General features: G+C 67.2%; 20 protein-coding genes. 7 read left to right on the top strand and 13 right to left on the bottom strand.

The genetic code is table 11. The features are described 5' to 3' along the window. Nucleotides 1-77 precede the first annotated feature (77 nt). The 10 genes from trmD to ACSLGO_RS15470 form a co-directional block, all read right to left on the bottom strand. Nucleotides 78-866, bottom strand: a complete 789-nt coding sequence (trmD, locus tag ACSLGO_RS15515) for a tRNA (guanosine(37)-N1)-methyltransferase TrmD (RefSeq protein WP_436401443.1) — start codon at nucleotides 864-866, stop codon at nucleotides 78-80. After that, a complete protein-coding gene (gene rimM, locus ACSLGO_RS15510; RefSeq protein WP_419243124.1) occupies nucleotides 867-1,403 on the bottom strand; it encodes a ribosome maturation factor RimM in 537 nt (178 codons plus the stop codon). It abuts the gene before it with no gap. A gap of 133 nt (nucleotides 1,404-1,536) precedes the next feature. Next, entirely contained in the window at nucleotides 1,537-1,779 is a 243-nt protein-coding gene (locus tag ACSLGO_RS15505) for an RNA-binding protein (protein WP_091604027.1), read from the bottom strand. Between the two features lies 1 nt (nucleotide 1,780). Continuing rightward, nucleotides 1,781-2,188 carry a 30S ribosomal protein S16 gene (gene rpsP / locus ACSLGO_RS15500; protein ID WP_055240818.1) on the bottom strand — a complete coding sequence of 136 codons (408 nt, stop codon included), beginning with the start codon at nucleotides 2,186-2,188 and terminating at the stop codon, nucleotides 1,781-1,783. A gap of 219 nt (nucleotides 2,189-2,407) precedes the next feature. Beyond that, on the bottom strand, nucleotides 2,408-3,295 hold the full coding sequence (locus tag ACSLGO_RS15495; RefSeq protein WP_436401442.1) for a VOC family protein: 888 nt from the start codon (nucleotides 3,293-3,295) through the stop codon (nucleotides 2,408-2,410). A gap of 49 nt (nucleotides 3,296-3,344) precedes the next feature. Further along, nucleotides 3,345-3,848 carry a GNAT family N-acetyltransferase gene (locus tag ACSLGO_RS15490; RefSeq protein ID WP_091604021.1) on the bottom strand — a complete coding sequence of 168 codons (504 nt, stop codon included), beginning with the start codon at nucleotides 3,846-3,848 and terminating at the stop codon, nucleotides 3,345-3,347. Beyond that, nucleotides 3,841-4,554, bottom strand: a complete 714-nt coding sequence (locus ACSLGO_RS15485; protein WP_263127034.1) for an alpha/beta fold hydrolase — start codon at nucleotides 4,552-4,554, stop codon at nucleotides 3,841-3,843. Before ACSLGO_RS15485 ends, ACSLGO_RS15490 begins: the two co-directional genes overlap by 8 nt. Nucleotides 4,555-4,641: 87 nt before the next feature. Continuing rightward, on the bottom strand, nucleotides 4,642-6,225 hold the full coding sequence (gene ffh, locus ACSLGO_RS15480) for a signal recognition particle protein (protein ID WP_091604014.1): 1,584 nt from the start codon (nucleotides 6,223-6,225) through the stop codon (nucleotides 4,642-4,644). Nucleotides 6,226-6,538: 313 nt separating this feature from the next. After that, nucleotides 6,539-6,877 (bottom strand): P-II family nitrogen regulator, encoded by a 339-nt coding sequence (locus ACSLGO_RS15475; protein ID WP_091604011.1) that lies wholly within the window; start codon nucleotides 6,875-6,877, stop codon nucleotides 6,539-6,541. Next, nucleotides 6,874-8,169, bottom strand: coding sequence for an ammonium transporter (locus tag ACSLGO_RS15470; RefSeq protein WP_091605809.1), 1,296 nt, complete (start codon nucleotides 8,167-8,169; stop codon nucleotides 6,874-6,876). The genes ACSLGO_RS15475 and ACSLGO_RS15470 overlap by 4 nt, the downstream gene beginning before the upstream one ends. 252 nt (nucleotides 8,170-8,421) lie before the next feature. On the opposite strand from ACSLGO_RS15470, the gene ACSLGO_RS15465 reads away from it, so the two are divergent. After that, nucleotides 8,422-10,128: a hypothetical protein gene (locus ACSLGO_RS15465; protein WP_436401441.1), complete on the top strand. Its 1,707-nt coding sequence runs from the start codon at nucleotides 8,422-8,424 to the stop codon at nucleotides 10,126-10,128. 76 nt (nucleotides 10,129-10,204) lie between these two features. On the opposite strand, the gene ftsY is transcribed toward ACSLGO_RS15465, so the two are convergent. Further along, nucleotides 10,205-11,407, bottom strand: coding sequence for a signal recognition particle-docking protein FtsY (gene ftsY, locus ACSLGO_RS15460; protein WP_091605803.1), 1,203 nt, complete (start codon nucleotides 11,405-11,407; stop codon nucleotides 10,205-10,207). Between the two features lie 109 nt (nucleotides 11,408-11,516). Here ftsY and ACSLGO_RS15455 point away from each other — a divergent pair, with 109 nt between their 5' ends. Beyond that, nucleotides 11,517-12,752 (top strand): MFS transporter, encoded by a 1,236-nt coding sequence (locus tag ACSLGO_RS15455; RefSeq protein WP_091605801.1) that lies wholly within the window; start codon nucleotides 11,517-11,519, stop codon nucleotides 12,750-12,752. Beyond that, nucleotides 12,749-13,504, top strand: a complete 756-nt coding sequence (locus ACSLGO_RS15450; RefSeq protein ID WP_436401440.1) for a glutamine amidotransferase — start codon at nucleotides 12,749-12,751, stop codon at nucleotides 13,502-13,504. The genes ACSLGO_RS15455 and ACSLGO_RS15450 overlap by 4 nt, the downstream gene beginning before the upstream one ends. Nucleotides 13,505-13,582: 78 nt before the next feature. Here ACSLGO_RS15450 and smc read toward each other — a convergent pair whose 3' ends face one another. Continuing rightward, nucleotides 13,583-17,182 (bottom strand): chromosome segregation protein SMC, encoded by a 3,600-nt coding sequence (gene smc, locus ACSLGO_RS15445; protein ID WP_436401439.1) that lies wholly within the window; start codon nucleotides 17,180-17,182, stop codon nucleotides 13,583-13,585. 213 nt (nucleotides 17,183-17,395) lie between these two features. Here smc and ACSLGO_RS15440 point away from each other — a divergent pair, with 213 nt between their 5' ends. The 4 genes from ACSLGO_RS15440 to ACSLGO_RS15425 are packed head-to-tail and all read left to right on the top strand — an operon-like array spanning nucleotide 17,396 to nucleotide 22,845. Beyond that, complete coding sequence (locus tag ACSLGO_RS15440; RefSeq protein WP_152274698.1) at nucleotides 17,396-18,421, top strand: 3-oxoacyl-ACP synthase III; 1,026 nt, start codon at nucleotides 17,396-17,398, stop codon at nucleotides 18,419-18,421. Further along, nucleotides 18,415-21,036, top strand: coding sequence for an alpha/beta fold hydrolase (locus ACSLGO_RS15435; protein ID WP_436401438.1), 2,622 nt, complete (start codon nucleotides 18,415-18,417; stop codon nucleotides 21,034-21,036). Before ACSLGO_RS15440 ends, ACSLGO_RS15435 begins: the two co-directional genes overlap by 7 nt. Further along, complete coding sequence (locus tag ACSLGO_RS15430) at nucleotides 21,033-22,019, top strand: NAD-dependent epimerase/dehydratase family protein (protein WP_436401437.1); 987 nt, start codon at nucleotides 21,033-21,035, stop codon at nucleotides 22,017-22,019. Before ACSLGO_RS15435 ends, ACSLGO_RS15430 begins: the two co-directional genes overlap by 4 nt. Nucleotides 22,020-22,029: 10 nt before the next feature. Beyond that, the gene (locus tag ACSLGO_RS15425; RefSeq protein WP_263127043.1) at nucleotides 22,030-22,845 is read left to right on the top strand and encodes a serine hydrolase domain-containing protein; all 816 of its coding nucleotides are present in this window, start codon (nucleotides 22,030-22,032) and stop codon (nucleotides 22,843-22,845) included. Here the strand turns inward: ACSLGO_RS15425 and mutM are convergent, their stop codons facing one another. After that, on the bottom strand, nucleotides 22,846-23,808 hold the full coding sequence (gene mutM, locus ACSLGO_RS15420) for a bifunctional DNA-formamidopyrimidine glycosylase/DNA-(apurinic or apyrimidinic site) lyase (protein WP_152274702.1): 963 nt from the start codon (nucleotides 23,806-23,808) through the stop codon (nucleotides 22,846-22,848). Nucleotides 23,809-23,812 lie beyond the last annotated feature (4 nt).

Raw genomic sequence — 23,812 nt, 5'->3', positions numbered from 1 at the left:
GTGGCAGGTGCGGACCCAGATGACACAACTACCCATTGTGCCACAGTGCCGGCGGGCGCCACCAATCGGCGGCGGGGTCAGGACTGCGGCAGGACTGCTTCCGCCGACACCGTCCAGCCGAGTCCCGCGAGCGTTGCCCTGTCCGCCTTGTCCAGCGTGGAGGGGTCCAGCCTTGCGATGAGGTCCGGCCGCCGTTCGGAGGTCCGGCGGAGCTGTTCGTCGCGCCGGAAGCGCGCAATTCTCGCATGGTTGCCGCTGAGCAGCACCTCGGGAATCGGCCGCTCACGCCACTGCGAGGGCTTGGTGTACACGGGGTATTCCAGCAGCCCGTCGGAGTGGGATTCCTCAACCAGGGATTCGGGATTCCCGACGACGCCGGGGACCAGCCTGCCAATAGCTTCAACCATGGCCAGCACCGCCACTTCACCGCCGTTCAGGACGTAGTCCCCCAGGCTCATTGGCCGGACGTCAAAGTGCTCCCCTGCCCATTCCAGCACCCGCTCATCGATGCCTTCATACCGGCCGCAGGCAAAGACCAGGTGGTCTTCGGCTGCCAGCTCGTACGCGGTCTTCTGGGTGAAGACCTCCCCGGCCGGCGAGGGAACGATCAGGGTGGCGCGCGCCCCTTCCTCCGCGGCGCCGTCGAGCGCCGTACCCAGGGCCTGCGCCCACGGTTCCGGCTTCATCACCATGCCCGCGCCGCCGCCGTAGGGCGTGTCATCGACGGTGCGGTGCCGGTCGTCAGTGAAGTCACGCAGGTCCCTGACGCGCACGTCGAGCAGGCCGTCCTGCCGGGCCTTGCCGATCAGGGAAAGATCGAGCGCGGCAAGGTACTCCGGGAAAATGGAGAAAACGTCAATGCGCACTTAGCGCCCGTCCTTGCCGGTGTCGGGCAGGTTCAGTTCGAACAGCCCGTCGGGCGGAGTCAGCAGCACGTAACCGTCTTCCGTGTTTACCTCGGGGACGATCGCTTCGACGAAGGGCACCAGGATTTCCTGGCCCTTGGTGTCTTCGACGATCAGCAGGTCCTGGACGGTGAGGGTGCGCAGGGCTGTGACGGTGCCTACGACGTCGTTGCCCACCTTGGCCTTGAGGCCCACCAGTTCGTGCTCGTACCAGCCCTCGGCGTCGTCGTCCTCGTCCTCTTCTTCGGTGTCGATGAAGAGCTTGGCCCCGCGGAGTTCCTCGGCGCCGTTGCGGTCTTCAACTTCCTCGAATCCGAGCAGCAGGATGTCCTTGTTCCAGCGGGCGCTGAGAACGGTGAGCGGTCCTTTGCCAACCGGCTCCACGGTCAGCACGGCTCCGGGCGCGAACCTGTCCTCCGGGGCATCGGTCAGCACCTGGACGGTCACCTCGCCCCGAATACCGTGAGGCTTGCCGATGCGTGCCACCTGTAACTGCATGGATTCTCCTTGGGTCGGTCTGGGCGCGGCGAAAATGGCCGGAGCCTAAAAAACATCCGGCCCCTTCACCATTATCTGGTGCCGGGGCCGGATGCTAGGAAACTGCTGTGTACTGCTGGGAATTGCTGGTGCGTCAGCGGCGGCGGTCGGTGTCGACGACGTCGACACGCACTGCCTCGCTGCCGGCCAGGGCGGAAATCACCGTGCGCAGTGCGCGGGCGGTGCGTCCCTGGCGGCCGATTACACGGCCCAGATCGTCCTGGTGAACACGGACCTCGAGGGTTTCCCCGCGGCGATTGTTCTTGGCAGACACCTTGACGTCCTCAGGGGAGTCAACGATGCCGCGCACGAGGTGCTCCAGCGCTTCGGCCAGCAATCTACTCAGCCTCAGCCTCGGTGGAAGCGGCTTCTGCCTCTTCCTTCTTGGCCTTCGGGGTGATTGCTTCGGGAACGATCACGGACTTCTTCTCGGGAGCCACGAAGGGCTCCTTCGGAGCCTTGGTACGCAGGGTACCTTCCTGGCCGTCGATGTTCTTGAACTTCTGCCAGTCACCGGTGATCTTCAGCAGTGCTGCGACCTGCTCGGTCGGCTGGGCGCCGACGCCGAGCCAGTACTGCGCACGGTCGGACTTGATGTCGATGTACGACGGCTCCTCGGTCGGACGGTAGAGTCCGATTTCCTCGATGGCACGGCCATCGCGCTTGGCACGGGAATCCATGACAACAACGCGGTAGTGTGCTGAGAACTTCTTGCCGAGGCGCTTAAGGCGAATCTTTACGGCCACTTTTGTGGTCACTCCTGATCTGAAATGGGGCGAACCCGAACTTCTGCTCCCGTGGGGCGGGCCATAACGTTTGGGGTTCAAAAGGACAAGATGCTGCACGGAGAGAGGGGCCACGCAGATCGAGTACCTGTCCATTGTGCCAGATGACTCAGCGTTTTGCGACTCGTGGCGCCCGCACGGACCGCACCCGGACCCGGGGCGGCTCCGCGGCCCGCCGAGCTACGCGGCGGCGACCCGGATCCGGTTGCGCCAGGGGTCCTCGAAGCGCAGTTCAGCTCCGGTGTGGTGGCTGGAAACGCCGGCGGACTTCAGCCGGTCAGCGAGGGCTCCGACGTCGTCCACGCCGGGGACGGTGATCAGCACTTCGCCCAGCCCCAGGGTGTCCCGGCGCGGCCCTGCCCCTCGGCTGTTCCAGACGTTCATCGCCATGTGGTGGTGATAGCCGCCTGCGGAAACGAACAGCGCCTGGCCGTGGAAGTCCGCGGTCCGTTCGAACCCAAGGGTATTCACGTAGAACGCTGCGGCTGTGGCCGTGTCACCCACCTGCAGGTGGACGTGCCCGACGCCGGCGCCGGCCACTGCAGTCCGGGCCATCGCCTCCTCGCTCAGGTGGGTGCGGAAGTACTGCTGCGGCGGCAGTGACAATGACGCCATGCGGACTGTGCGGCCCTGCGGCGCGTCATCCCAGGCCCAGTCTTCGCGTGGCCGGTCCCAGTAGAGCTCAATGCCGTTGCCTTCAGGGTCGGTGAAATAGAACGCCTCGCTGACGAGGTGGTCGGCGCTTCCAACGTAGGCTGATGGATCAAACTGTGCCGCCAGGGCCACGGTGGCAGCCAGGTCAGCCTGCGTGTCAAAAAGGATTGCCGTGTGGAACAGGCCGGCCTCGCCGCGGGAAGGAACCTGCAGGCCAACAGCCGGTGCTAAATGCACCAGGGGCACCGCACCGCGGCCCAGGTAGAGTCCGCCATCGGCTTCCGCCACAGTCTCCAGGCCAAGCGCCCGGCGGTAGTAGGTGGAGACTTTGTCCATATCCCCCACCTTGAGCATGACGGTTCCCATGGCAAGGTTCGCCGGCAACAGGTCTTGGGGATTTACTTGAAGGTTCATGTATTCGACTTTACTTGAAGCTTCAGCTAATTTCCAGTGCTCTTCCGTTTTAGGACTGCGGAGTCAGGTCAAAGCACATGGCTACGCGTTCTCCGATGCGGTCCAGCCCAAGTTCCGCTTCGTGCTCACGCACCCGAGCCAGCTCCCCCGACGGTTGAACGACGGCAAATCCGCAACTGCTGTAGAAGGGCGCGTTGAACGGGACCCGGGCAAAGGTGCACAGCGTCAGTGCCGGATATCCGGCCTCCCGCGACCACCTCACGGCGGCTTCCACCAGGGCCCGCCCCAACCCGGCACGGGCAGCAGCGGGGTGGACGGAAAGCTGCTCCAGGTGCGCGCAGCCGCCAACTTCCTCCAGCCGGACGAAGGCAACCGGTGGCTCCCCGGCAACCAGCACTTTCCGGGCCGCGGCCAGCTCCTGAGGGTCGGCGGGCCCGGGGAGGGGAAGGTCACCGCGGATCTCGGGCCTTCCGAAAAGCAGGGTGTCCGACGCCGCCTCCACCTCCGGAAGCAGTACCAGGTCCGCCGCCCCGGCGTCGCGGATCCTAGGCACAGCCGACCGTTTCCCCAGCGGCGGCCCGGGCCAGGAAAGCCGTGATCGCGTCTTGTCCCTCGGCGGTGTCCTGCGGCCTGTGGTTGCCGCCTACGGGCCGGTGTTCGGCACCCGTAGAGGCCAGGAAGGCGGCAACTTCCTCGTAAAGCGGCTCCCACTCCCCTGTCAGCACCAGAGTGGGAACGCCGGGAACAATGTCCAGCGGAGCGTCCCACGGCGGCGACTGCAGGCGCTGCCGTCCGGCGGCGCGGGGATCGTTGCCGGGGTCGGGTACGGATTCGGCCGAGACCACCAGGCGCTTGTACTCCCGGCTGTATTCTTCGTCAGTGAGATCCGCCGCAGCCCGGAAAAGCGGGTCCAGCAGGGCCCGGCGGGCGGTGGTTGCCGGAAGCTCGCGTGTGAGGGAGAAAACCGCGGGCTCGCACAGGATCAGGGAATGGACCCGGGCGGGGGCGCTGACCGCCGCCATCATCGCGGACACTGCGCCTTCGGCGTGGGCCACCACGTGCCCGCCGCTGCCGAGAGCTGAGAGGATCGCCGCGGTGTCCGCGGCGTGGTCCGTCGGGGACGGCGGAACCTGGAGCCCGTACCCGGAGCGGCGGAGGAAGAGGCAGTCCCAGCTGCGGGCCAGGGCATGCTGGCCCGGCCAGGCCGCTGCACCGAACCGGCCCGCACCGTGGACAAAGACAATGCGTTGCTGAGCCATTGAACCAGCCTATCCCCCGCCACCCCCTGCGAATGCGCACGGCCGGTCCGGGCAAACCCGGACCGGCCGTGCGACGGTGTGTGTCTGTTACTTGCCGAGGAACTTATCGAAGCCCTTGGGCAGGTTCAGCGAGGAGGGATCAAAGTCCCCTCCCTGCTGGCCGAACGCCGAACCGGTGGGCAGCGCCTTCGCCGCGCCGGCACGCCGCGCTTCGGCCTCGGCGCGCTCCTGCGCGGCCTTTGCCGGGTTACCCGAACGTGCTTTCTTCTTGCCCTTGGCAGCCTGCTGCTTCTTGCGCGAGCCGCCAAACCCGCCCGGGCCGGCCATTCCGGGCATGCCCGGGATGCCGCCGCCGGCTGCCATTTTCTTCATCATCTTCTGTGCCTGGGTGAAGCGCTCCAGCAGCGCGTTCACCTCGGAAACGTGGACACCGGAACCGCGGGCAATGCGCGCACGGCGGGAGCCGTTGATTATCTTCGGAGCCACCCTCTCATGCGGGGTCATGGAACGGACCATCGCCTCGACGCGGTCAATCTCGCGTTCGTCGAAGTTCTCCAGCTGCTCGCGCATGCCGGCAGCGCCGGGCATCATCATGAGCATCTTCTTCATGGAGCCCATGTTGCGCAGCTGCTGCATCTGGGCCAGGAAATCTTCGAAGGTGAAGTCTTCCTGGTCAACGAACTTCTTGGCCATGCGGGCCGCTTCGTCCTTGTCCCAGGACTTCTCCGCCTGCTCAATGAGCGTAAGGATGTCACCCATGTCCAGGATGCGGCTGGCCATGCGGTCCGGGTGGAAGACTTCGAAGTCCTTCAGGCCCTCACCGGTGGAAGCAAACATGACCGGCTTGCCGGTCACCGAGGCGACGGACAGCGCAGCGCCGCCGCGGGCATCGCCGTCGAGCTTCGTGAGTACGACGCCGGTGAAGTTCACGCCTTCGTTGAACGCCTGGGCCGTGGCGACGGCGTCCTGGCCGATCATGGCGTCGATGACGAAAAGGACTTCATCCGGGGTGATGGCGGCGCGGATATCAGCGGCCTGCTGCATCAGTTCCGCGTCAACGCCGAGGCGGCCGGCGGTGTCCACGATCACGATGTCATGGAGCTTGGTGCGCGCTTCTTCAACACCTTGGCGTGCGACAGCGACCGGGTCGCCCGTGGCTGCCTCGAATTCGGAGCTGACGCCGGGATGGGGAGCGTAAACCGGCACGCCGGCACGCTCACCGTTGACCTGGAGCTGCTTGACGGCGTTGGGACGCTGGAGGTCCGCGGCGACGAGCAGGGGGCTGTGGCCCTGGTCCTTGAGATAGCGGGAGAGCTTGCCGGCCAGGGTGGTCTTGCCCGCGCCCTGGAGGCCGGCGAGCATGATGACCGTGGGCGGGTTCTTGGCAAGGTTCAGGCGGCGGGTCTGGCCGCCCAGGATCCCCACGAGTTCCTCGTTGACGATCTTCACGACCTGCTGGCCCGGGTTCAGGGCCTGGGAGACCTCGGAGCCGAGGGCGCGTTCCTTGACGGACGCGGTAAAGGCACGAACCACGGGAACGGCAACGTCCGCGTCGAGCAGTGCACGCCGGATTTCCCGCACTGTGGCGTCGACGTCGGCTTCGCTCAGACGCCCCTTGCCACGCAGGTTCTTGAACGTGGAAGTCAACCGGTCAGACAGTGAATTGAACACGCGCTGCGCACTTCTTTCGTCGGGTAGTTCGCCATGTTTGCCAGGCCCAGCTGTTAAGGGTACCAAGCGCAGGTGGGTATTGGCCGCACGGCTCCCGGGCCGGCATCCGCTGCCGGCGCTTCGGTCCCGGATGTGATCCGCCGTACCCGCAGCTCCCCCGTCGAGATGGCAGAAACTGCCCGTATGAGCGCTCATACGGGCAGTTTCTGCCATCTCGATTCGGCGGGAGCGCCCGGGAAGCACAAAACCGCCCGGCCGGTTGATCCGGCCGGGCGGCCCTGTTCGGAGATGCCCTTTGTGCGTGCAGTACAGGCTAGAGTGCCGAGTCGCCCCGCTCGCCCGTACGGACGCGCAGCGCTTCCTCCACATTGGTCACCCACACCTTGCCGTCACCGGCCCGGCCGGTGTTGGCGGTGGAGACCAGTACGTCAACGATGTCGCTGACCCATTCGTTCGCGGCGAGGACTTCCACCCGGAGTTTCGGCAGCAGGTCAACCGTGTATTCAGCTCCGCGATAGACCTCAGTGTGGCCGCGCTGGCGGCCGTAGCCGCTGGCCTGGCTGACCGTCAGTCCCTGGACCCCGTAACTCTCCAGGGCGCCGCGGATGGAGTCGAACTTTTCCGGCCGGACAATTGCGGTTACGAGTTTCATGAGTTGACGCTCTCCTTGACGGGGACGGGGGTGTGCTCAGCTGCCGGGCGGAAGGAACCGCCGACGCCGATGCCGCCGAGTTCGTAGGCGGTCTCAGCGTGCTCGCTGAGGTCCACACCGTTGATTTCCTGTTCCTCAGTGACCCGGAAGCCCATGGTCTTGTGAATAGCCAGGCCGATGATGAGGGTCATGACGGCGGAGAAGGCAATCGCCACCACGGTCGCCACGATCTGGGCGCCGAGCTGCGCGAAACCGCCGCCGTAGAAGAGGCCGCCGCCTTCGCCGTCGACGGGCAGGGCAATGAAGCCCAGGGCCACGGTGCCAACCAGGCCTGCCACCAGGTGGACGCCGACGACGTCAAGGGAATCGTCGTAGCCGAGCTTGTACTTCAGTCCTACGGCCAGGGCGGCCAGGATGCCGGAGACCAGGCCCAGACCGAGTGCGCCGAGCGGGGAAACACTGGCGCAGGCCGGGGTGATTGCCACGAGGCCTGCGACGATGCCCGAGGCTGCGCCGAGGGACGTGGGGCGGCCGTCGCGGACACGCTCGGTGATCAGCCAGCCAACCATGGCGGCTGCGGGAGCGGCGAGCGTGTTGACCCAAATCAGGCCTGCTTCCTCGGCAGTGCCGGCGGCGCCGCCGTTGAAACCGAACCAGCCGAACCAGAGCATTGCTGCCCCGAGCATGACGAAGGGAATGTTGTGCGGTCGGTGGCTCGGGTCGGAGCCGAAGCCGCGGCGCTTGCCGATGATCAGCGCGAGGACGAGGGCCGCTACACCGGCGTTGATGTGGACTACGGTGCCGCCGGCGAAGTCGATTGCCTCACCCACAACGGAGCCGATCGCCCCTTCTTCCCCAAGCAGGCCTCCGCCCCAGACCATAAAGGCAAGCGGGCAGTAGACGAGGGTGACCCAGACGGGAACGAAGACGGCCCAGGCACCGAACTTGGCGCGGTCTGCGATTGCACCGCTGATCAGTGCCACCGTGATGATCGCGAAGGTTGCCCCGAAGCCGGCCCCGATCATGTCTTCGGTACCGATGAGGTCTTCCAGCGCGAAGGACGCGAAGGGGTTCCCGAAGAGCCCGGCAACGCCGTCGCCGCCGCTCATGGAGAAGCCCCAAAGGACCCAGACCACACCGACGAGTCCGATCGACACGAAGCTCATCATCATCATGTTCAGGGCTGCTTTCGCCCGGGTCATACCACCATAAAAGAATGCCAATCCGGGTGTCATGAGCAGCACGAGTGCCGCCGATACCATCACCCAGACGTGACCTGCGGTCAGATCCATCTCCATGTCCTTCCACGCTTTGCGGGCATCTCCCGCGCTGGGAAAAACATTGCCGGGGCGAAGTTTCGGTATTCGGCCCGGGGCATTGCCGGGATATTACAAACTTCCGCGCCGGGTAAAAGTGCGGTGTCCGGAGTGTTTCGGGAACGTTACCGGCGGCAGTGAACCGGCCGTGAGAGTTGCCGGAGGGCTTGCCCCGGCACGGCTAGGATGTTTCGGAGTCTCGTACACCTCCCGGAGGATGAAGCCCTTATGCCTGAGCAAACCCCGATGTCCGACAGGGCACCACAGTCCGGACCAGAGATCCGGACGCGGACCCGCCGCAAGCGGCGTCGAAACACCAAGCTGCTGGCGGGTGCCGCAGGCATAGCCTTGATCGCGGGCGCGGTGGTCTTCGTTCCGCAGCTGCTCGCCGACGGCGATGCATCCAGTGCCGGGCCCTCCACGGTAAGCCCGGACACGGAGACTACAGTCCAGGCTGACTCCGAAAAACTCGCCAGACCTGAGTACGCACAGGCCAGCCCGCCGGCGGATTCCGGTCTCTCCGCTGCGGATCCCTTTACCCTTAGGATCTCCGATACACCGACCGGGACGGAGCTGGGGTCGGTGGGGCTGTCTTTGGAAGCCACGGATCTGGCTGATCCTCGATTCAGTCCGGACAACCAGACCTTGGTAGCGCTTCTCAAGGGGCTAGGCAGCCCAACTCTCCGCTTCGGGGGAAACGCCGTCGATCGCCGGTTCTTTTGGACCTCCACAGGTGAGCAAGTACCGGACGGGTGGAACGCCTCCGGAGGGCCGTTTACGACCGTCACCCCTGCGGACCTGGACCGGGTCAATGGTCTTGCCGAGGCCGTAAATGCTTCGATCATCATGAACGTAACGCTGGGCCAGTTTGACCCCCAGCGTGCCGCAGACCAGGCAAAGCACGCCCGCGACATTTTCGGCGACCGCCTGATAGGCGTAATCGTGGGGAACGAACCCAACGGTCTCAGCGAGGCTGCCGGTGCTTATAAGGACCTTCGGCCGTCATCATGGGGCGTGGAGGAGTACCTCGATGAGCTGGAGGCTTATACCGCGGCCATCGAAGCTGCAGCACCAGGGACTCCCATCGCGGGGCCCGGCACCTTCACCCAGGATTGGTGGAAGGAATTCTCAACGTCAGATGTATCCAACAAAGTAGCAGTGGCGTACCACAACTATCCCCTCTCCAGCTGCTCCGGGTCTGACCCGGCCCAAGCGCCGACCATGGCCAATCTTGTGAGCCCTCAGACCGCTGAACGCAGCGTCAAATACAGCGAAGCTGCCGTGAAAGTCGCCTCCAGTGCAAATCTGGAGACCTGGCTCGCAGAGACCAGCGCATCCGCGTGCACCGGAAGTAACGAATACACCAAAACCCATGCGTCGGCGCTTTGGTCGGCCAACTTCGCGCTCACGTCTGCACGGTCCGGGGTCAGCCGGATTGCATTTCACAGTTCGTTGATGGCGTGCGGCGGCGGGCCGCCCATGTCGGTGCTGTGTTCCACCGGCGAGTGGGGTTCGGCAGGGTCCGACTTTGAACCCCGGGCAAATTACCACGGTGTGTCGCTCGTGGGACTTCTGGGAAGCGGTGATTTCCTCGCGGGCACAGCTGAGGGCGGCTCCAACGTCTATTGGTACGCCCTCGAACACGAGGACGAATCCATCAGTGTAATCCTCGTGAATCTCAACGATCCGCAGGCAGTCGCTCCCACCCCCGTCACTCTTGAAGTCCCTGCGGGCAGCCGCTACGGAAGCATGTCACAGCTAACCGGTACCAGCTATGCGTCTGTGGATTCCACACAAATCGACGGCGGCACGCAGGTGCCGGTGGCAGACCGCGACCGTATCCCTGGCTTTACGGCAGATACCGGGCGGACGGGGGAAGTCTCACTTCCCATCACTGCGGGCACCGTAACGGTGCTGAATTTCGAATACCGTTAGCACATCTGCAAAGGAAACTCCCCGCACCAACGAGGTGCAGGGAGTTTTCTTTACTTAAAGCGTGGCCTGCACATCGCTAGGACAGCAGCGCGTCCACGAAGCCTTCAGCGTCGAACGGCGCCAGGTCATCCGGGCCTTCTCCGAGTCCCACGAGCTTCACCGGCACGCCCAGGGTGCGCTGGATGGCGACGACGATGCCGCCCTTGGCGGTGCCGTCCAGCTTAGTGAGCACAATGCCGGTAATGTTCACGACCTCCGCGAAGACCTTCGCCTGGGTCAGGCCGTTCTGGCCGGTGGTGGCATCCAGGACCAGCAGCACTTCGTCAACCTCAGCCTGCTTCTCCACCACCCGCTTGACCTTGCCGAGCTCGTCCATCAGGCCAACCTTGTTCTGCAGGCGGCCCGCGGTGTCGATGAGCACCGTGTCCACTTCGCCGTCGATCCCGGCCTTCACGGCTTCGAACGCGACCGACGCCGGATCCGCGCCGTCCACGTCTGAGCGCACGGTGGGCACGCCCACCCGCTGGCCCCAGGTGGCAAGCTGCTCTGCCGCGGCGGCGCGGAACGTGTCTGCCGCTCCAAGCAGGACGTCCTTGTCCTCGGCGACCAGCACGCGGGCGAGCTTGCCGACGGTGGTGGTCTTGCCGACGCCGTTGACGCCGACAACCATCACGACCGCAGGCTTGTCTGCATGCCGGTCCACCGCCAGGGAGCGGTCCATGGACGGATCCACAAGCTTGATCAGTTCTTCACGCAGCATGGCGTGGACTTCCTGCGGGTCGCGGCTGCCGGAAATCCGGACCCGCTCGCGCAGCGCGTCGACCAGTTCGGTGGTCGGTTCTGTGCCGAGGTCCGCCAGGAGCAAGGTCTCCTCGATCTCGTCCCAGACGTCTTCGTCGATCTTGTCGCTGGAAAGCAACGCCAGCAGCGCCTTACCCAGCGCGTTGTTGGACTTCGCCAGCCGGGCACGCAACCGGGCCAGACGGCCCTGGACCGGTTCGGGGGTCTCCAGTGCCGGGGCCTGGGGCTCCGCGGGGGCTTCTTCCAGGTCACGCAGATCGTCCGGGACGATGACCCCGGGCTCAGCGTCCGGCGCGGCAGTTCCGGGACGGTCCAGTACGGAGGTGGCACCGGTGCCGCCCGGCAGGTCGTCCGCGTCCCGCTTGGTGGGGTACATGCCCTTGGGCGTTCGCCGGGTGCGGACCAGCAGGGCCGCCAGCGAACCGACAACAGCCAGGCCAATGACCACGTAGATCACAATTGAAAGAGTCTCATTCACGCTTTCCAGCATGTCACACGGCGCCGCCGCCGGGCACCCGCGGGACGGCGCGGGCGGCCACGCGGCACGGCACCTGGACTCCCGGGAAGTCTGCAAGAATCAGAGAATCATGGCCAGTTCACCCCGGATCCCGATCCCCCGCGAAATCAAAGTCCTCATTGCCGCAGCCTTCCTCATCGCCCTCGGCTTTGGCCTGGTGGCACCGGTACTTCCGCAGTTCGCGCAGAGCTTCAACGTTGGCGTTGCGGCCTCCTCGGTGGTGGTGAGCGCCTTTGCCTTCACCCGGCTGGTCTTCGCCCCCGCGGGCGGTGCGCTGCTTGAAAAACTCGGCGAGCGCCCGGTGTACGTGATGGGGCTCCTGATCGTGGCGCTGTCCACGGCAGCCTGCGCATTCGCCGGGAGCTACTGGCAGCTGCTGATCTTCCGCGGCCTGGGCGGCATCGGTTCCACGATGTTCACCATTTCCGCCATGGCCCTGATCATCCGGCTTGCCCCTCCCGCCATCCGCGGCCGGATCTCCGGCGCCTATGCCTCATCCTTCCTGCTGGGCAATATCGGCGGCCCGCTGCTCGGCGGCCTCCTGGCCGGGTTTGGCCTGCGCGTCCCCTTCCTGGTGTACGCAGCAGCGCTGCTGCTGGCCGCCGTCGTCGTCGCCTACCTGCTGCGCGAGGCCCGCGGCAGTGCCGATGCCAGGGAAAAGCCGGCGGAGCGGGTACACCTGACCGTGCGGGAAGCCCTTTCGGACTCCGCCTACCGTGCAGCGATGGTTTCATCCTTCGCCAACGGCTGGTCCTCGTTCGGGGTGCGGAACTCCCTGCTGCCGCTCTTCGCAGCCGCGGTGCTGTCCGCAGGTCCCGAAATTGCCGGCATCTCCCTCACGGCGTTCGCTGCCGGAACGGCACTGGCCCTGACCTTTTCCGGAAAGCTCGCCGACTCCTGGGGGCGCAAGCCCCTGGTCATCACCGGCCTGGCAATAAACGGAGCTGCCACCGCCGCGATCGGCTTCTCCGGGTCCGTGGCGGCGTTCCTGGTGGTCTCGGCAATAGCGGGCATGGGTACAGGCCTGCTCAATCCTGCCCAGCAGGCCGCGGTAGCCGACGTCGTTGGTTCAGAACGCAGCGGCGGCAAAGTCCTCGCGGCGTTCCAGATGTCCGCGGACACCGGAGCGATCATCGGTCCGATCCTGGCCGGTGTGCTGGCGGACACGCTGGGCTACACCTGGGCGTTCGCGGTCACGGGCGCAACGGCGCTGCTCGCCCTGCTGATCTGGCTTGCAGCACGGGAAACGCTGGCACCGGAGCAGAGAACGAAGGTGCACCCGGACCGCACTACCATCGAGGAATGAAACCCTTCCTGCTCCTGGCCACCCGCGCGGAAGACGGCGCTGCCGAGGAGGAATACGAGTCCTACCTGAACTTCGGTGGCCTCGCCCCGCACCAGCTGCACCGGGTGCGGATGGAAGCCGCTCCCCTGCCGGCGATCGACCTGGCACAGTACAGCGGGATCATTGTTGGCGGCAGCCCGTTCAACTCCTCGGACCCGGAGGCGGGCAAATCCGCGCTGCAGCTGCGGGTCGAAAAAGAGCTGTCGGCCCTGCTGGACACCGTGGTCGCGGAGGATTTTCCGTTCCTGGGTGCCTGCTACGGCGTCGGAACGCTGGGGCGTCACCAGGGGGCCGTCGTCAACCGCACCTACGGTGAGGCGATTGGCGCGGTTCCGGTCACCCTCACCGCCGAGGGACGCCGGGATTCCCTGCTGGACGGGCTGCCGGACACGTTCGACGCGTTCGTGGGCCATAAGGAAGCGGTCTTCACGCTTCCTCCGCACGCGGTGAACCTGGCTGGTTCACCCACCTGCCCGGTGCAGATGTTCCGGGTCCGGCAAAACCTGTACGCCACGCAGTTCCACCCCGAGCTCGACGTTGCCGGGCTGCTGACCAGGATCTCGGTCTACCGCAACGCCGGTTACTTCCCGCCTGAGGAAGCAGAGGCCGTGATGGACTCCGTCCGTCCGGCCCGCGTCACCGCTCCGCCGCTGATCCTGCGCAACTTCACCGCCCGCTACGCCCGCTACGGGGCGACGCGGTGTTCTGCGTAGCCCCGCATCGCCGAGCGAGGAACGAGCGAGGTGTCTAAGGGACGGCAGAACGCCGTTTCGCCCCAAGGAAGCGCAGGTTCAGCTGCGCGCCCCCGCCAGCCGCTGGCTAATCACCGCGGACACACCGTCGCCGCGCATGGACACCCCGTACAGAGCGTCCGCCACTTCCATGGTGCGTTTCTGGTGCGTAATGACGATCAGCTGGGAGGATTCACGCAGCTCTTCAAAAATGGTGATCAGCCGGCCCAGGTTGGTGTCATCCAGTGCCGCTTCCACCTCGTCCATCACGTAGAAGGGAGAGGGGCGGGCCTTGAAGATGGCTACCAGCAGGGCGACGGCCGTCAGTGAACGCTCGCCGCCGGAGAGCAGGGACAGCCGCTTGATCTTCTTACCCGCAGGCCGGGCCTCCACCTCAATTCCGGTGGTCAGCATGTCCTGCGGATCGGTGAGGACCAGCCGCCCTTCGCCGCCCGGGAAAAGCCGGCCGAAAACCCGCTCGAACTGGACTGCAGTGTCATGGAACGCCGCGGTGAAGACTTCCTCCACGCGCTGGTCCACTTCCCTGATGATGTCCAGCAGGTCCTTCCGGGTGGCCTTGAGGTCCTCGAGCTGGGTACTGAGGAAGGCGTGCCGTTCCTCCAGGGCAGCGAACTCCTCCAGGGCCAGCGGGTTCACCTTGCCCAAAGCGGAAAGGTCCCGCTGGGCACGCTTGAGCCGTTTCTCCTGCTCCGCCCGGTTGTAGGGGACCCCTTCGGTGACCGGGTTGCCGTCCTCGTCCACCGGCAGGTGAAGGGCCGCCCATTTCCCGGCGCCCTCCCCTGTCTCAGCGGGAACCGGTACAAGCTGGTCCGGCCCGTATTCGGCTACGAGGTTGTCCGCCGTGATGCCGAGTTCCTCTACGGCCCGGGTTTCGAGCGCTTCGATGCGCAGCCGTTTCTCCGCGCGGAGCAATTCGTCGCGGTGCACGGAGTCGGTCAGCCTGGCAAGCTCGGCCACGGATTCCGCGTTGGCGGCCCGCACCTCCGTGAGCTCCGCGTCGAACTGGGCGCGGACCGCTTCGGCCTGGTCACGCTCGGCTGCGGCAGCTTCCAGGGACACGTCTGCCCACTGTCCGGCCTGCAGCGCAGCCCGGGCCACCGCCTGGGCGCGCGCGGCCTGCGCAGCCCGCACCCGTGCCCGCTCTGCGGCCGCAGCCCGGGCACGGCGTTCGGCGACGGCGGCCCGCTCCAGGGATTCGGCCCGGCCGGATACGGCGGAAAGCTGTTCCTGTGCTGAGCGCAGCGAGAGCCTGGCATCCATTTCGGCCTGCCGTGCCTGGGCTGCCGCCAGTGCCAGGGCATCGCGGCGGTCGGTGGCAGGTTCGGCGGTGTCTTCGGGGCTCTCCTGCGCCGCTGCAAGCCGCTGCACGGCGTCGGCGAGCTTCTCCTGTTCTGCCCCGAGACTCGCTTCAGCCGCCTCGGCGAGCCGTGTCAGCCGTTCCGCTTCTCCGGAGGCTGAACGCAGCACCGAACCAAGGGCTCCCAGCCGCTCGCCCACGGCGGCGAGTCGGGCGTCTGATTCGTGCAGGACGGCGAGCGCGGCGTCGGCCCGGTTCCGCGCGGCGTCACGTTCGGCGCGCAGCGCTGCGATTGCGAAGCGTGCCTTTTCCGCGCGCGCCGAGGCTTCGTCGATCCAGGTCTGGGTTTCCTCCACTGCCGCCTGGATCTCGATCAGCCCCGGCGCCGTGCCCGATCCCCCGGCTGCGGTGAAGACCGTCAGCACATCCCCGTCAGCGGTGACCGCCGTCAGGTCCGGGTGCCCGGCCAGCAGGGCCGCAGCGCGTTCAAGGGAGTCGACGACGACGGCGCCGCGCAGGAGGGCGCCGACGGCGGGTGAGGCACCCCCGGCGGCCTCAACGAGGTCCGCGGCATAGATGCATCCCTCGGGGAGGGCTGCCCGGTTTCCAGCGGGCTCGGCGTCACCGGGTCCGGAAGCGAGGACCAGGTTTACCTGGCCCAGGCTGTCCTCCTTGAGGGTCTTCAGCGCCTGAAGCGCGGCTGCTCCGTCACGTACCGCGAGCGCTTCGGCTGCCGGCCCCAGGGCAGCGCTGACAGCGCGCTCGTAGCCGGGTGTGACGGAAAGCAGGTCCGCGAGGGGGGAAAGTACGCCGTCGAGCCCCGCTTCCAGCAGGGCCGCAGATCCGTCGCGACGGTCCAGCCCCACGGCCAGGGCATCGCGCCGGGCTGTGAGGGTCTCGCGGTCCCGCACTGCCTGCCGCTCTTCGTCCACCAGGGCTGCCAGACGCGCCTCGGCGTCTTCCAACGCCTCCGTGGCGTCCTCGTACTCGGCGTCCAGGCCTTCCTCACCGGATTCCGCTCCGGCGGCTTCCTGCTCCAGGGCGGCGAAATCGGCTTCAGCCTTGGCGCGGCGCTCCTCGGCCTGCGCAATCGAGCCGCGCAGCCTTCCCAGTTCAGCTTCCGCGCCCTCCACCCGGGAGCGCGCCGCGGAAACCGAGCCGGAGAGCCTAGCGAGGCCTTCGCGGCGGTCCGCCCCAGCCCGCAGGAGGGCGGTGAGGCGGCGCTCCTCGGCAGCGGCCTCTTCCTCCGCCGCCGCCCGAATTTCCACGGCGTCCTCCAGCATGCCCTCGCGTTCGGACACCTCAGCGGTGAGCTGTTCGGCTTCGGCTCGCACCCGCTGCGCCTGCGCCTGCAGTTTCTCCGGATCACGTCCCGGATCGGCGGCAGGTTCGGTCGAGCCGAGCAGCCGACGGCGTTCCTCGGCCAGGGCTGCCAGGGAGCGCAGCCGCTCGCGTGCGGATGAAAGCGCGTACCAGGCCTCGCGTGCAGCGTTGACCCGGGGAGTTGCCTCGGCGGCGAGCCGCTCAAGTTCCGCAAGGCGGGCGCCGCGTTCTGCTGCTTCCTGCTCAACCTGCGCCCGCCGGGTGCGCAGCGCTGCCTCGGCTGCTGTGTCTTCTTCGACGGCGGCGGCCAGGGCCACGATGTCATCGGCGAGCAGGCGGGCCCGGGCGTCCCGCACGTCCAGCTGGACCTGCTTCGCCCGGCGAGCCACAGCCGCCTGCTTGCCGAGCGGTCCAAGCTGCCGGCGCAGCTCCGCTGTCAGGTCGGTCAGCCGGGCGAGGTTGGCCTGCATGGCATCCAGCTTGCGCACGGTCTTTTCCCGCCGCCGCCTGTGCTTGAGGATTCCCGCCGCTTCCTCGATAAAGCCGCGACGGTCTTCGGGGGAGGCGTGCAGCACCTTATCCAGCTGGCCCTGCCCCACAATGACATGCATTTCCCGGCCCAGGCCGGAGTCCGAAAGCAGTTCCTGGATGTCCAGCAGGCGGCAGGGTGCACCATTGATGGCGTACTCCGACCCGCCGGCCCGGAACAGGGTGCGGGAGATGGTGACTTCCGAGTAGTCGATCGGCAGGGCGCCGTCGGAATTGTCTATAGTGAGCGAGACCTGCGCCCGTCCCAGCGGCGGCCGCCCGGAAGTACCGGCGAAGATCACATCTTCCATTTTTCCGCCGCGCAGGGTCTTCGCGCCCTGCTCCCCCATCACCCAGGCGAGGGCGTCCACCACATTGGACTTGCCTGAGCCGTTGGGACCGACGACGGCGGTCACTCCCGGCTCAAACTCAAAAGTGGTGGCCGATGCGAAGGACTTGAATCCCCGCATCGTGAGGGTTTTTAAGTGCACTGTCCTCTGTCTCTCGTTGGTGGAAGATTCCTTAAAGCCGGGGAGTGCCCCACACTTAAGCGCAGTACTCGCAGAGCGTAATCCGGGATTTCGCGCGTTCCAGGCCTGGCAGGAAAGTAGGCTTCTTAGAGAATCATATGGTTCAACGGCGCCGTTACGGGCTTTACCGGGCCCGGACCGCGATCTTTTTTGGCAGCAGACAAGGCAGGCATTTTGAGCGGGAACTTCAACTTCCATTCCACCAACACCGCACTCCTGAGCGTCAAGAGCGTAGAAGCGCCCGTTGTTGTCACCTCCCACGAGTTTGATGAGCGGCTCTCACCGTCGCTGAAACGGCTGCGGCTCTCCAAGGGCCTGCTGGAGCGGGTGGCAGGTGTCAGCGAGCGCCGATGGTGGGCCCCGGGTTCCACCTTCGAGGACGGGGCGATCGAGGCGGGAGCCAAGGCGATGGCCGAGGCCGGAGTGGAGCCGTCGCAGATCGGACTGCTGATCAATACCTCCGTGACGCGCAGGAACCTTGAGCCGTCCGTCGCCGTGAAGATCCACCACAACCTCGGCCTGCCCTCATCTGCCCTGAACTTTGACCTCGCCAACGCCTGCCTGGGGTTCGTCAACGGCATCACCCTGGCCTCCAACATGATCGAATCCGGGCAGATCGACTACGCGCTGATTGTTGCCGGTGAAGACTCTCAGCGGGTCCAGGAGGCCACGTTCGGCCGCCTGAACCGCGAAGACTCCACCCGGCAGGATTACCTGCGTGAGTTCGCGACCCTCACGCTGGGCAGCGGCGCGGCCGCCGCCGTGATCGGCCGGGCCGGCGACCACCCCGGATCGCACCGCATCCTGGGCGGAGTGTCGCGGGCCGGAACCGAACACCATGAACTCTGCGTGGGCGGCGAAGGCGGCATGTACACGGACACCAAGGGCCTGCTGGAAGGCGGCCTGGACCTGGTGGTTACGGCCTGGCATGAGGCGCAGGAGAACGGCTGGGACTGGAAGGGCATGGACCGTTACGTCACCCACCAGGTATCCAACTCCTACACGAACGCCATCATCAAGGCCGTGGACCTGGACAAGGAACGCGTACCCATCACCTTCCCGCGCTGGGGCAACGTAGGCCCCGCTTCGCTGCCCATGACCCTCGCCCAGGAAGCCCGCACACTGCACCCGGGAGACCGGGTCCTGTGCATGGGCGTAGGCTCCGGCCTGAACACCACCATGATGGAGATCGCGTGGTAACAGAACTCTGGCCCGGAGTTCCGGCCGCGTGGTCCCGCCATGTCCAGGTGCCTTCCAGCGCCGCCGTCGATTCCCCCGGCACCGTCCACACCTGGCACATCCTCGATAACGCCCCGGACCTGGCGGCGCGCGGCGTTGAACCGGCCGGGACACTGCTGTGCGTGCACGGCAACCCCACCTGGTCTTACCTGTGGCGCACCCTTGCCGCTGCCGGCAGCACCGCGGAGCGTCCCTGGCGCGTCATCGCCGTCGACCAGCTGGATATGGGTTATTCCGACCGCACCGGGACGTTCCGCCGGCTCGCTGACCGGATCACCGACCTGGGTGACCTCACCCAGGCGCTCGGCGTCACCGGGCCCGTGGTCAGCGTGGGACACGACTGGGGCGGCATCATCTCCCTGGGCTGGGCACTGGCCCACCGCAAGCAGCTGGCAGGCGTGGTGCTCACCAACACCGCTGTGCACCCCGCAGGCTTCTCCCTGCCCCCGGCGCTCCGCCTGGCCCTGCATCCGGCTGTCCACGGCTGGGGCACCAAAACCACCGACGCGTTCCTGCGCGTCACCCATGCCCTCGCCCGCCCGGCACTGCGCCCGGAGATCCGCGGGGCGTATGCCGAACCGTACCGGTCAGCGGCGCGGCGCGAGGGCGTCGGCAACTTCGTCGCAGACATTCCCGCCGATGAGACACACCCCAGCCACCGGACGCTAAACCGCGTGGCCGAGGGCATCCGGTCCCTGGACGTGCCGGTGCTGGTCCTGTGGGGCCCCAAGGACCCGGTGTTCTCCGACCGGTACCTGCGGGACCTCATCAGCCGCCTGCCGCAGGCCGACGTGCACCGCTTCGAAGGTGCCGGACACCTGGTCGCCGAGGACCGGGACATTGCCTCGCCGGTCTTCGCGTGGCTGGAGGACGTTACGGCGCCCGCGCCTGCCGGGATTGCCGTACAGGATCGGCCTTCCGGATTCCGCCCCATGCTGGCCGAACTGGACGAGCGGCGCACCGATGATTCCCCCGCCGTCGTCGATATGGCCCCAGCCGGCTCCGGAGAACCACCGGCAGTGCTGTCCTGGGCGGAGCTCGGTTCCCGGGTCAACGCACTGGCCGCCGGGCTGGCCGGCATCGGAGTGCGGCCGGGCAGCCGGGTGAATCTCCTGGTGCCCCCGGGGAGCGAGCTCACCACGCTGATCTATGCCTGCCTGAGGCTGGGCGCGGTGGTAGTGGTCGCTGACGCCGGACTGGGCTCGAGGGGACTTAGCCGTGCCATTAAAGGCGCAGGACCGGACTTCATCGTGGGCATTGAACGCGGCCTCGCCGGGGCCAGGCTCTTCGGCTGGCCGGGTACTCCGGTCCTGGCCGGCGAAGCATCCCCGGCTCGGCGGCGACTGCTCGGCGCCGCCCACACGGTAGCCGAGCTCACCTCGGCCGGAGCCGGCCACCGTGTCCCTGACTGGCAGGTGGATCCCGACGCCGACGCCGCCGTGCTCTTCACCTCCGGCTCGACCGGCCCCGCCAAGGGCGCCGTGTACACGCACCGCCGACTCGCCGCCATGCGTGACACACTGCGCCGGACCTACAACCTCAGGGCCGGGTCCTCACTGGTGGCCGGCTTCGCTCCCTTCGCGCTGCTCGGACCTGCCCTGGGTGCGACGTCGGTGACGCCGGACATGGATGTCACGGCCCCGCGCACGCTCAGCGCCGCTGCCCTGGCGGACGCCGCCGCCGCTGTCCAGGCGACCACGGTCTTCGCGTCCCCCGCCGCCCTCACCAATGTGTTGGCCACCGCCGGGGACCTGGACCCGGCACAGCGCGCTGCCCTCGGCAACGTAGAACTGCTGCTCTCCGCCGGCGCCCCCATTCCGGAAGCGCTGCTCAACCGGGTGCAGGACCTGGTTCCGGCCGCCGCGCTGCACACCCCCTACGGCATGACCGAAGCCCTGCCGGTGACGGACATCAGCCTGGAGCAGATCCGCAAGGCCGGTCACGGCAACGGCGTGTGCGTGGGCACCGCGGTCGACGGAGCGCGGGTGGCGCTGGCACCGCTGTCCACCGACGGAACCGCCGGCAGCGAGATCTCCGAAGCCTCCGGGATCACGGGCGAGATTCTGGTGAGCGCACCGCACGTGAAGGACCGGTATGACAGGCTGTGGATCATCGAGGCGCAGAGCAGTTCACTGCCGGGCTGGCACCGCACCGGAGACGTGGGCCACTTCGACGCCGACGGACGGCTGTGGGTAGAAGGCCGCCTGGGGCATGTAATCACCACGCCTGAAGGGCCGGTGACGCCGGTCGCCGCCGAGCAGGCGGCGGAATCGGTCCAGTCCGTCCGCCTGGCCGCCCTGGTAGGCGTGGGACCGGCCGGAACACAGGTGCCGGTTGCCGTGGTGCAGTCCGTCGACCCGGTCCGCAGGCCCGGGCCGGCAGGAGACTCGCTCTCCGCCGACGTCCGCACCGCCGTAGCCGAACGCTGCGGCCTGGATCTTGCCGCGGTGCTGGTGCTGCCCCAGATGCCCACGGACATCCGCCATAACTCGAAGATCGACCGCTCCGCACTCGGCGCCTGGGCCGCGCAGGTCCTGGCCGGCGGGCGCATCACCGCACCGGGAGCACGCCGGTGAGCCGCCGCGTCCTTGTCACCGGGGCCAGCGGCCTGCTCGGCAGCGCCGTGGCCGGCGTCCTGGCCGGGCAGGGCCACTCCGTGCGGACTCTGCAGCGGAGGCCGGCAGCCGTGCCGGGCACCGAGTCCGTCTCCGGCTCCGTTACGGACCGCGCGGCAGTCGAAGCAGCGCTGGCTGGAATGGACGCCGTCGTGCACCTCGCCGCGAAAGTGTCCTTTACCGGCGAATGGTCGGAGTTCCAGGCTACGAACATCGACGGTACCCGCATCCTCCTGGATGCGGCCCGCGCTGCCGGGGTACGCGACGTCGTCTTCGTCTCCTCGCCGTCGGTGGCCCATTTTGGTGAACCGATCGCAGGCGCCGGAGCGGGTACCGCGGACCCGGAGCGGGCCCGGGGGCACTACGCACGGTCGAAGGCCGCGGCGGAGCTCCTGGCTCTTGCCGCCGATTCGCCCGATTTCCGGGTGGCCGCGATCCGCCCGCACATTGTCTGGGGTCCCGGGGACACCCAGCTGGTGGAACGGGTCATGGACCGGGCCCGCTCCGGCCGGCTGCCGCTGCTCGACGGCGGTGCTGCCCTGATCGATACCACCTACCTGGACAACGCGGCGACCGCCATCGCCCGCGCGCTGCCCCGGATGGAACAGGCCCACGGGCAGGCCCTGGTGGTAACCAACGGCCAGCCGCGGATGGTCCGGGAGATGATCAGCGGGATCTGTGCCGCGGCCGGGATTCCGGCCCCGTCCCTCAGCGTTCCGGGCTGGCTGGCACGTAGCGCCGGAAGCGTCATCGAGAAGGCCTGGCTGGCGGCCGGTTCCCGCGGACTCGTCGAGGACGAGCCGCCCATGACCCGCTTCCTGGCCGAGCAGCTCTCCACCTCCCACTGGTTCGACCAGCGGCACACCCGGGAAGTCCTGGACTGGGAGCCTGAGGTGTCCGTCGAGGAGGGCATGGCCCGGCTGGCCAAGCACTACGCCGCATAGGATGGCAGGGATGAAAACTCTCGAACAGACCCAGTCCTGGCCCGCGGATAACGTTTCGGCCGCCGTCGTCGCTGCCGACGGGACGGTCCGTGGAACCGCCGGGGACCAGCAAAAGCGTTATCCGCTGGCCTCGGTCACCAAGCTGCTGACCGCCTACGCGTTCCAGGTGGCGCTCGAAGAGGAAGCTGTTGCGCTGGATGATCCGGCGGGCCCGGACGGCTCCACTGTCCGGCACCTGCTGGCGCATACCGGTGGCTACGACTTCGGGGACCGTACGGTCCGCTATGAGCCGGGAACCCGCCGCCTGTATTCGAATGCCGGCTTCGACGTGCTGGGCGAACACCTGGAGGAAGCCACCGGGATCGCGTTCGCGGACTACCTCTCCGAGGCGGTCCTGGCTCCACTCGGGATGACGGATACGTTCTTGGACGGCTCCCCCGCAGCCGGCGCCGTTTCCACGGCCGCTGACCTGTCCCGGTTCGCCGCCGAGCTGCAGGCACCCCGGCTGATTTCGGCCGAGTCCCTGTCAGCCGCAACATCTGTCGTCTTCCCCGGCCTGGCCGGCGTGCTGCCCGGCTTTGGGCGGCAGAAGGAAAATGACTGGGGCCTGGGATTCGAAATCCGCAACGGGAAAACCCCGCACTGGACCGGTTCGTCCAACTCAGCAGCCACCTTCGGCCACTTCGGACAGTCCGGAACGTTCCTCTGGGTGGACCCTGAGCTGAAGACCGCCGCCGTTGCCCTGACGGACCGGGACTTTGGCCCCTGGGCAGCCGAAACCTGGCCGGAGTTCAACGACTTACTGGTTGCCGAGCTGCGGAGCTGACTACCAGCGGCCGTTGCGCGGACGCTTCTGGCAGACCGGGCAGGAGTAGGACGAACGGTTCATGAATGAATCGCGCCGAATGAGCGTGGGAAGACCCGCTGCCTCGCACCGCGGGCACGGCTGGCCTTCGCGTCCGTAGGCATTCAGGGAGCGGGCGAAGTAGCCCGAGGCCCCGTTGACGTTGACGTACAGCGAATCGAAGCTGGTGCCTCCGGCTTCGAGCGCCCGGAGCATCACGTCCCGGGCGGCCTCCACCAGCCGCAGGGCGTCTGCCCTGCGCAGAGTGTCGGTGGGCCGGGCGAAGTGCAGCCTGGCCGCCCACAGTGCCTCGTCCGCGTAGATGTTGCCGACCCCTGAAATCAGCCCCTGGTCCAGGAGGGCGCGTTTGATTCCCGTACGGCGGGCGCGCATCCGGCGGTAGAAATCGTCGAAGGAGAACGCCGGGTCCAGCGGATCTCGGGCAATGTGGGCTGCTTCAGCGGGGACCAGCGGCAGGCCGGTCTCGGACAGGCCGCCCGGCTGCCCGTCGGGAGTGGGCAGCAGGCCGGCCAGGAAGACGCCGCCGAAAATTCGCTGGTCCACGAACCGGAGTTCATCCGGCATGGGAGCGCCGTCGCTGTCCGCGGCGGGACTGAGCGTGAACCGTACCTTGAGGTGTTTCTCGTCCGGCAGGTCAGGGGTTTCCATCAGCAGCTGCCCGCTCATGCCCAGGTGCGCCATCAGCGCAAACGGGGGCGCGGCGTCGGGCGCTGAAGGTTCCACCATGGGCATCCAAAGGAATTTGCCGCGCCGGGCGACGTCCAGCACACGCGCACCTTCAAGGTTGCCGCGCAGGTCCTCAGGACCCGGCGCGTGCCGGCGGATGGAGCGGGCATCAAGGATTTCGACGCCGGTGATGGTGCGGCCGCGTACCCAGCGTGCCAGGCCGCGCCGTACTACCTCTACCTCGGGAAGTTCGGGCATGGCC

This window comes from Arthrobacter sp. IK3, from assembly GCF_051337705.1.
Classification (GTDB): Bacteria; Actinomycetota; Actinomycetes; order Actinomycetales; family Micrococcaceae; genus Arthrobacter_B; species Arthrobacter_B koreensis.
Note: the sequence above shows the minus strand (reverse complement) of the source record. Positions and strands in the feature narration are given on the sequence as shown.

Bases quoted from the DNA above. Each gene is read 5' to 3' on its own strand.
- rimM (WP_419243124.1), bottom strand. From the start codon at position 1,403: ATGCAGTTACAGGTGGCACGCATCGGCAAGCCTCACGGTATTCGGGGC.
- ACSLGO_RS15495 (WP_436401442.1), bottom strand. From the start codon at position 3,295: ATGAACCTTCAAGTAAATCCCCAAGACCTGTTGCCGGCGAACCTTGCC.
- ACSLGO_RS15485 (WP_263127034.1), bottom strand. From the start codon at position 4,554: ATGGCTCAGCAACGCATTGTCTTTGTCCACGGTGCGGGCCGGTTCGGT.
- ACSLGO_RS15475 (WP_091604011.1), bottom strand. From the start codon at position 6,877: ATGAAACTCGTAACCGCAATTGTCCGGCCGGAAAAGTTCGACTCCATC.
- ACSLGO_RS15470 (WP_091605809.1), bottom strand. From the start codon at position 8,169: ATGGATCTGACCGCAGGTCACGTCTGGGTGATGGTATCGGCGGCACTC.
- ACSLGO_RS15465 (WP_436401441.1), top strand. From the start codon at position 8,422: ATGCCTGAGCAAACCCCGATGTCCGACAGGGCACCACAGTCCGGACCA.
- ACSLGO_RS15455 (WP_091605801.1), top strand. From the start codon at position 11,517: ATGGCCAGTTCACCCCGGATCCCGATCCCCCGCGAAATCAAAGTCCTC.
- ACSLGO_RS15450 (WP_436401440.1), top strand. From the start codon at position 12,749: ATGAAACCCTTCCTGCTCCTGGCCACCCGCGCGGAAGACGGCGCTGCC.
- ACSLGO_RS15425 (WP_263127043.1), top strand. From the start codon at position 22,030: ATGAAAACTCTCGAACAGACCCAGTCCTGGCCCGCGGATAACGTTTCG.
- mutM (WP_152274702.1), bottom strand. From the start codon at position 23,808: ATGCCCGAACTTCCCGAGGTAGAGGTAGTACGGCGCGGCCTGGCACGC.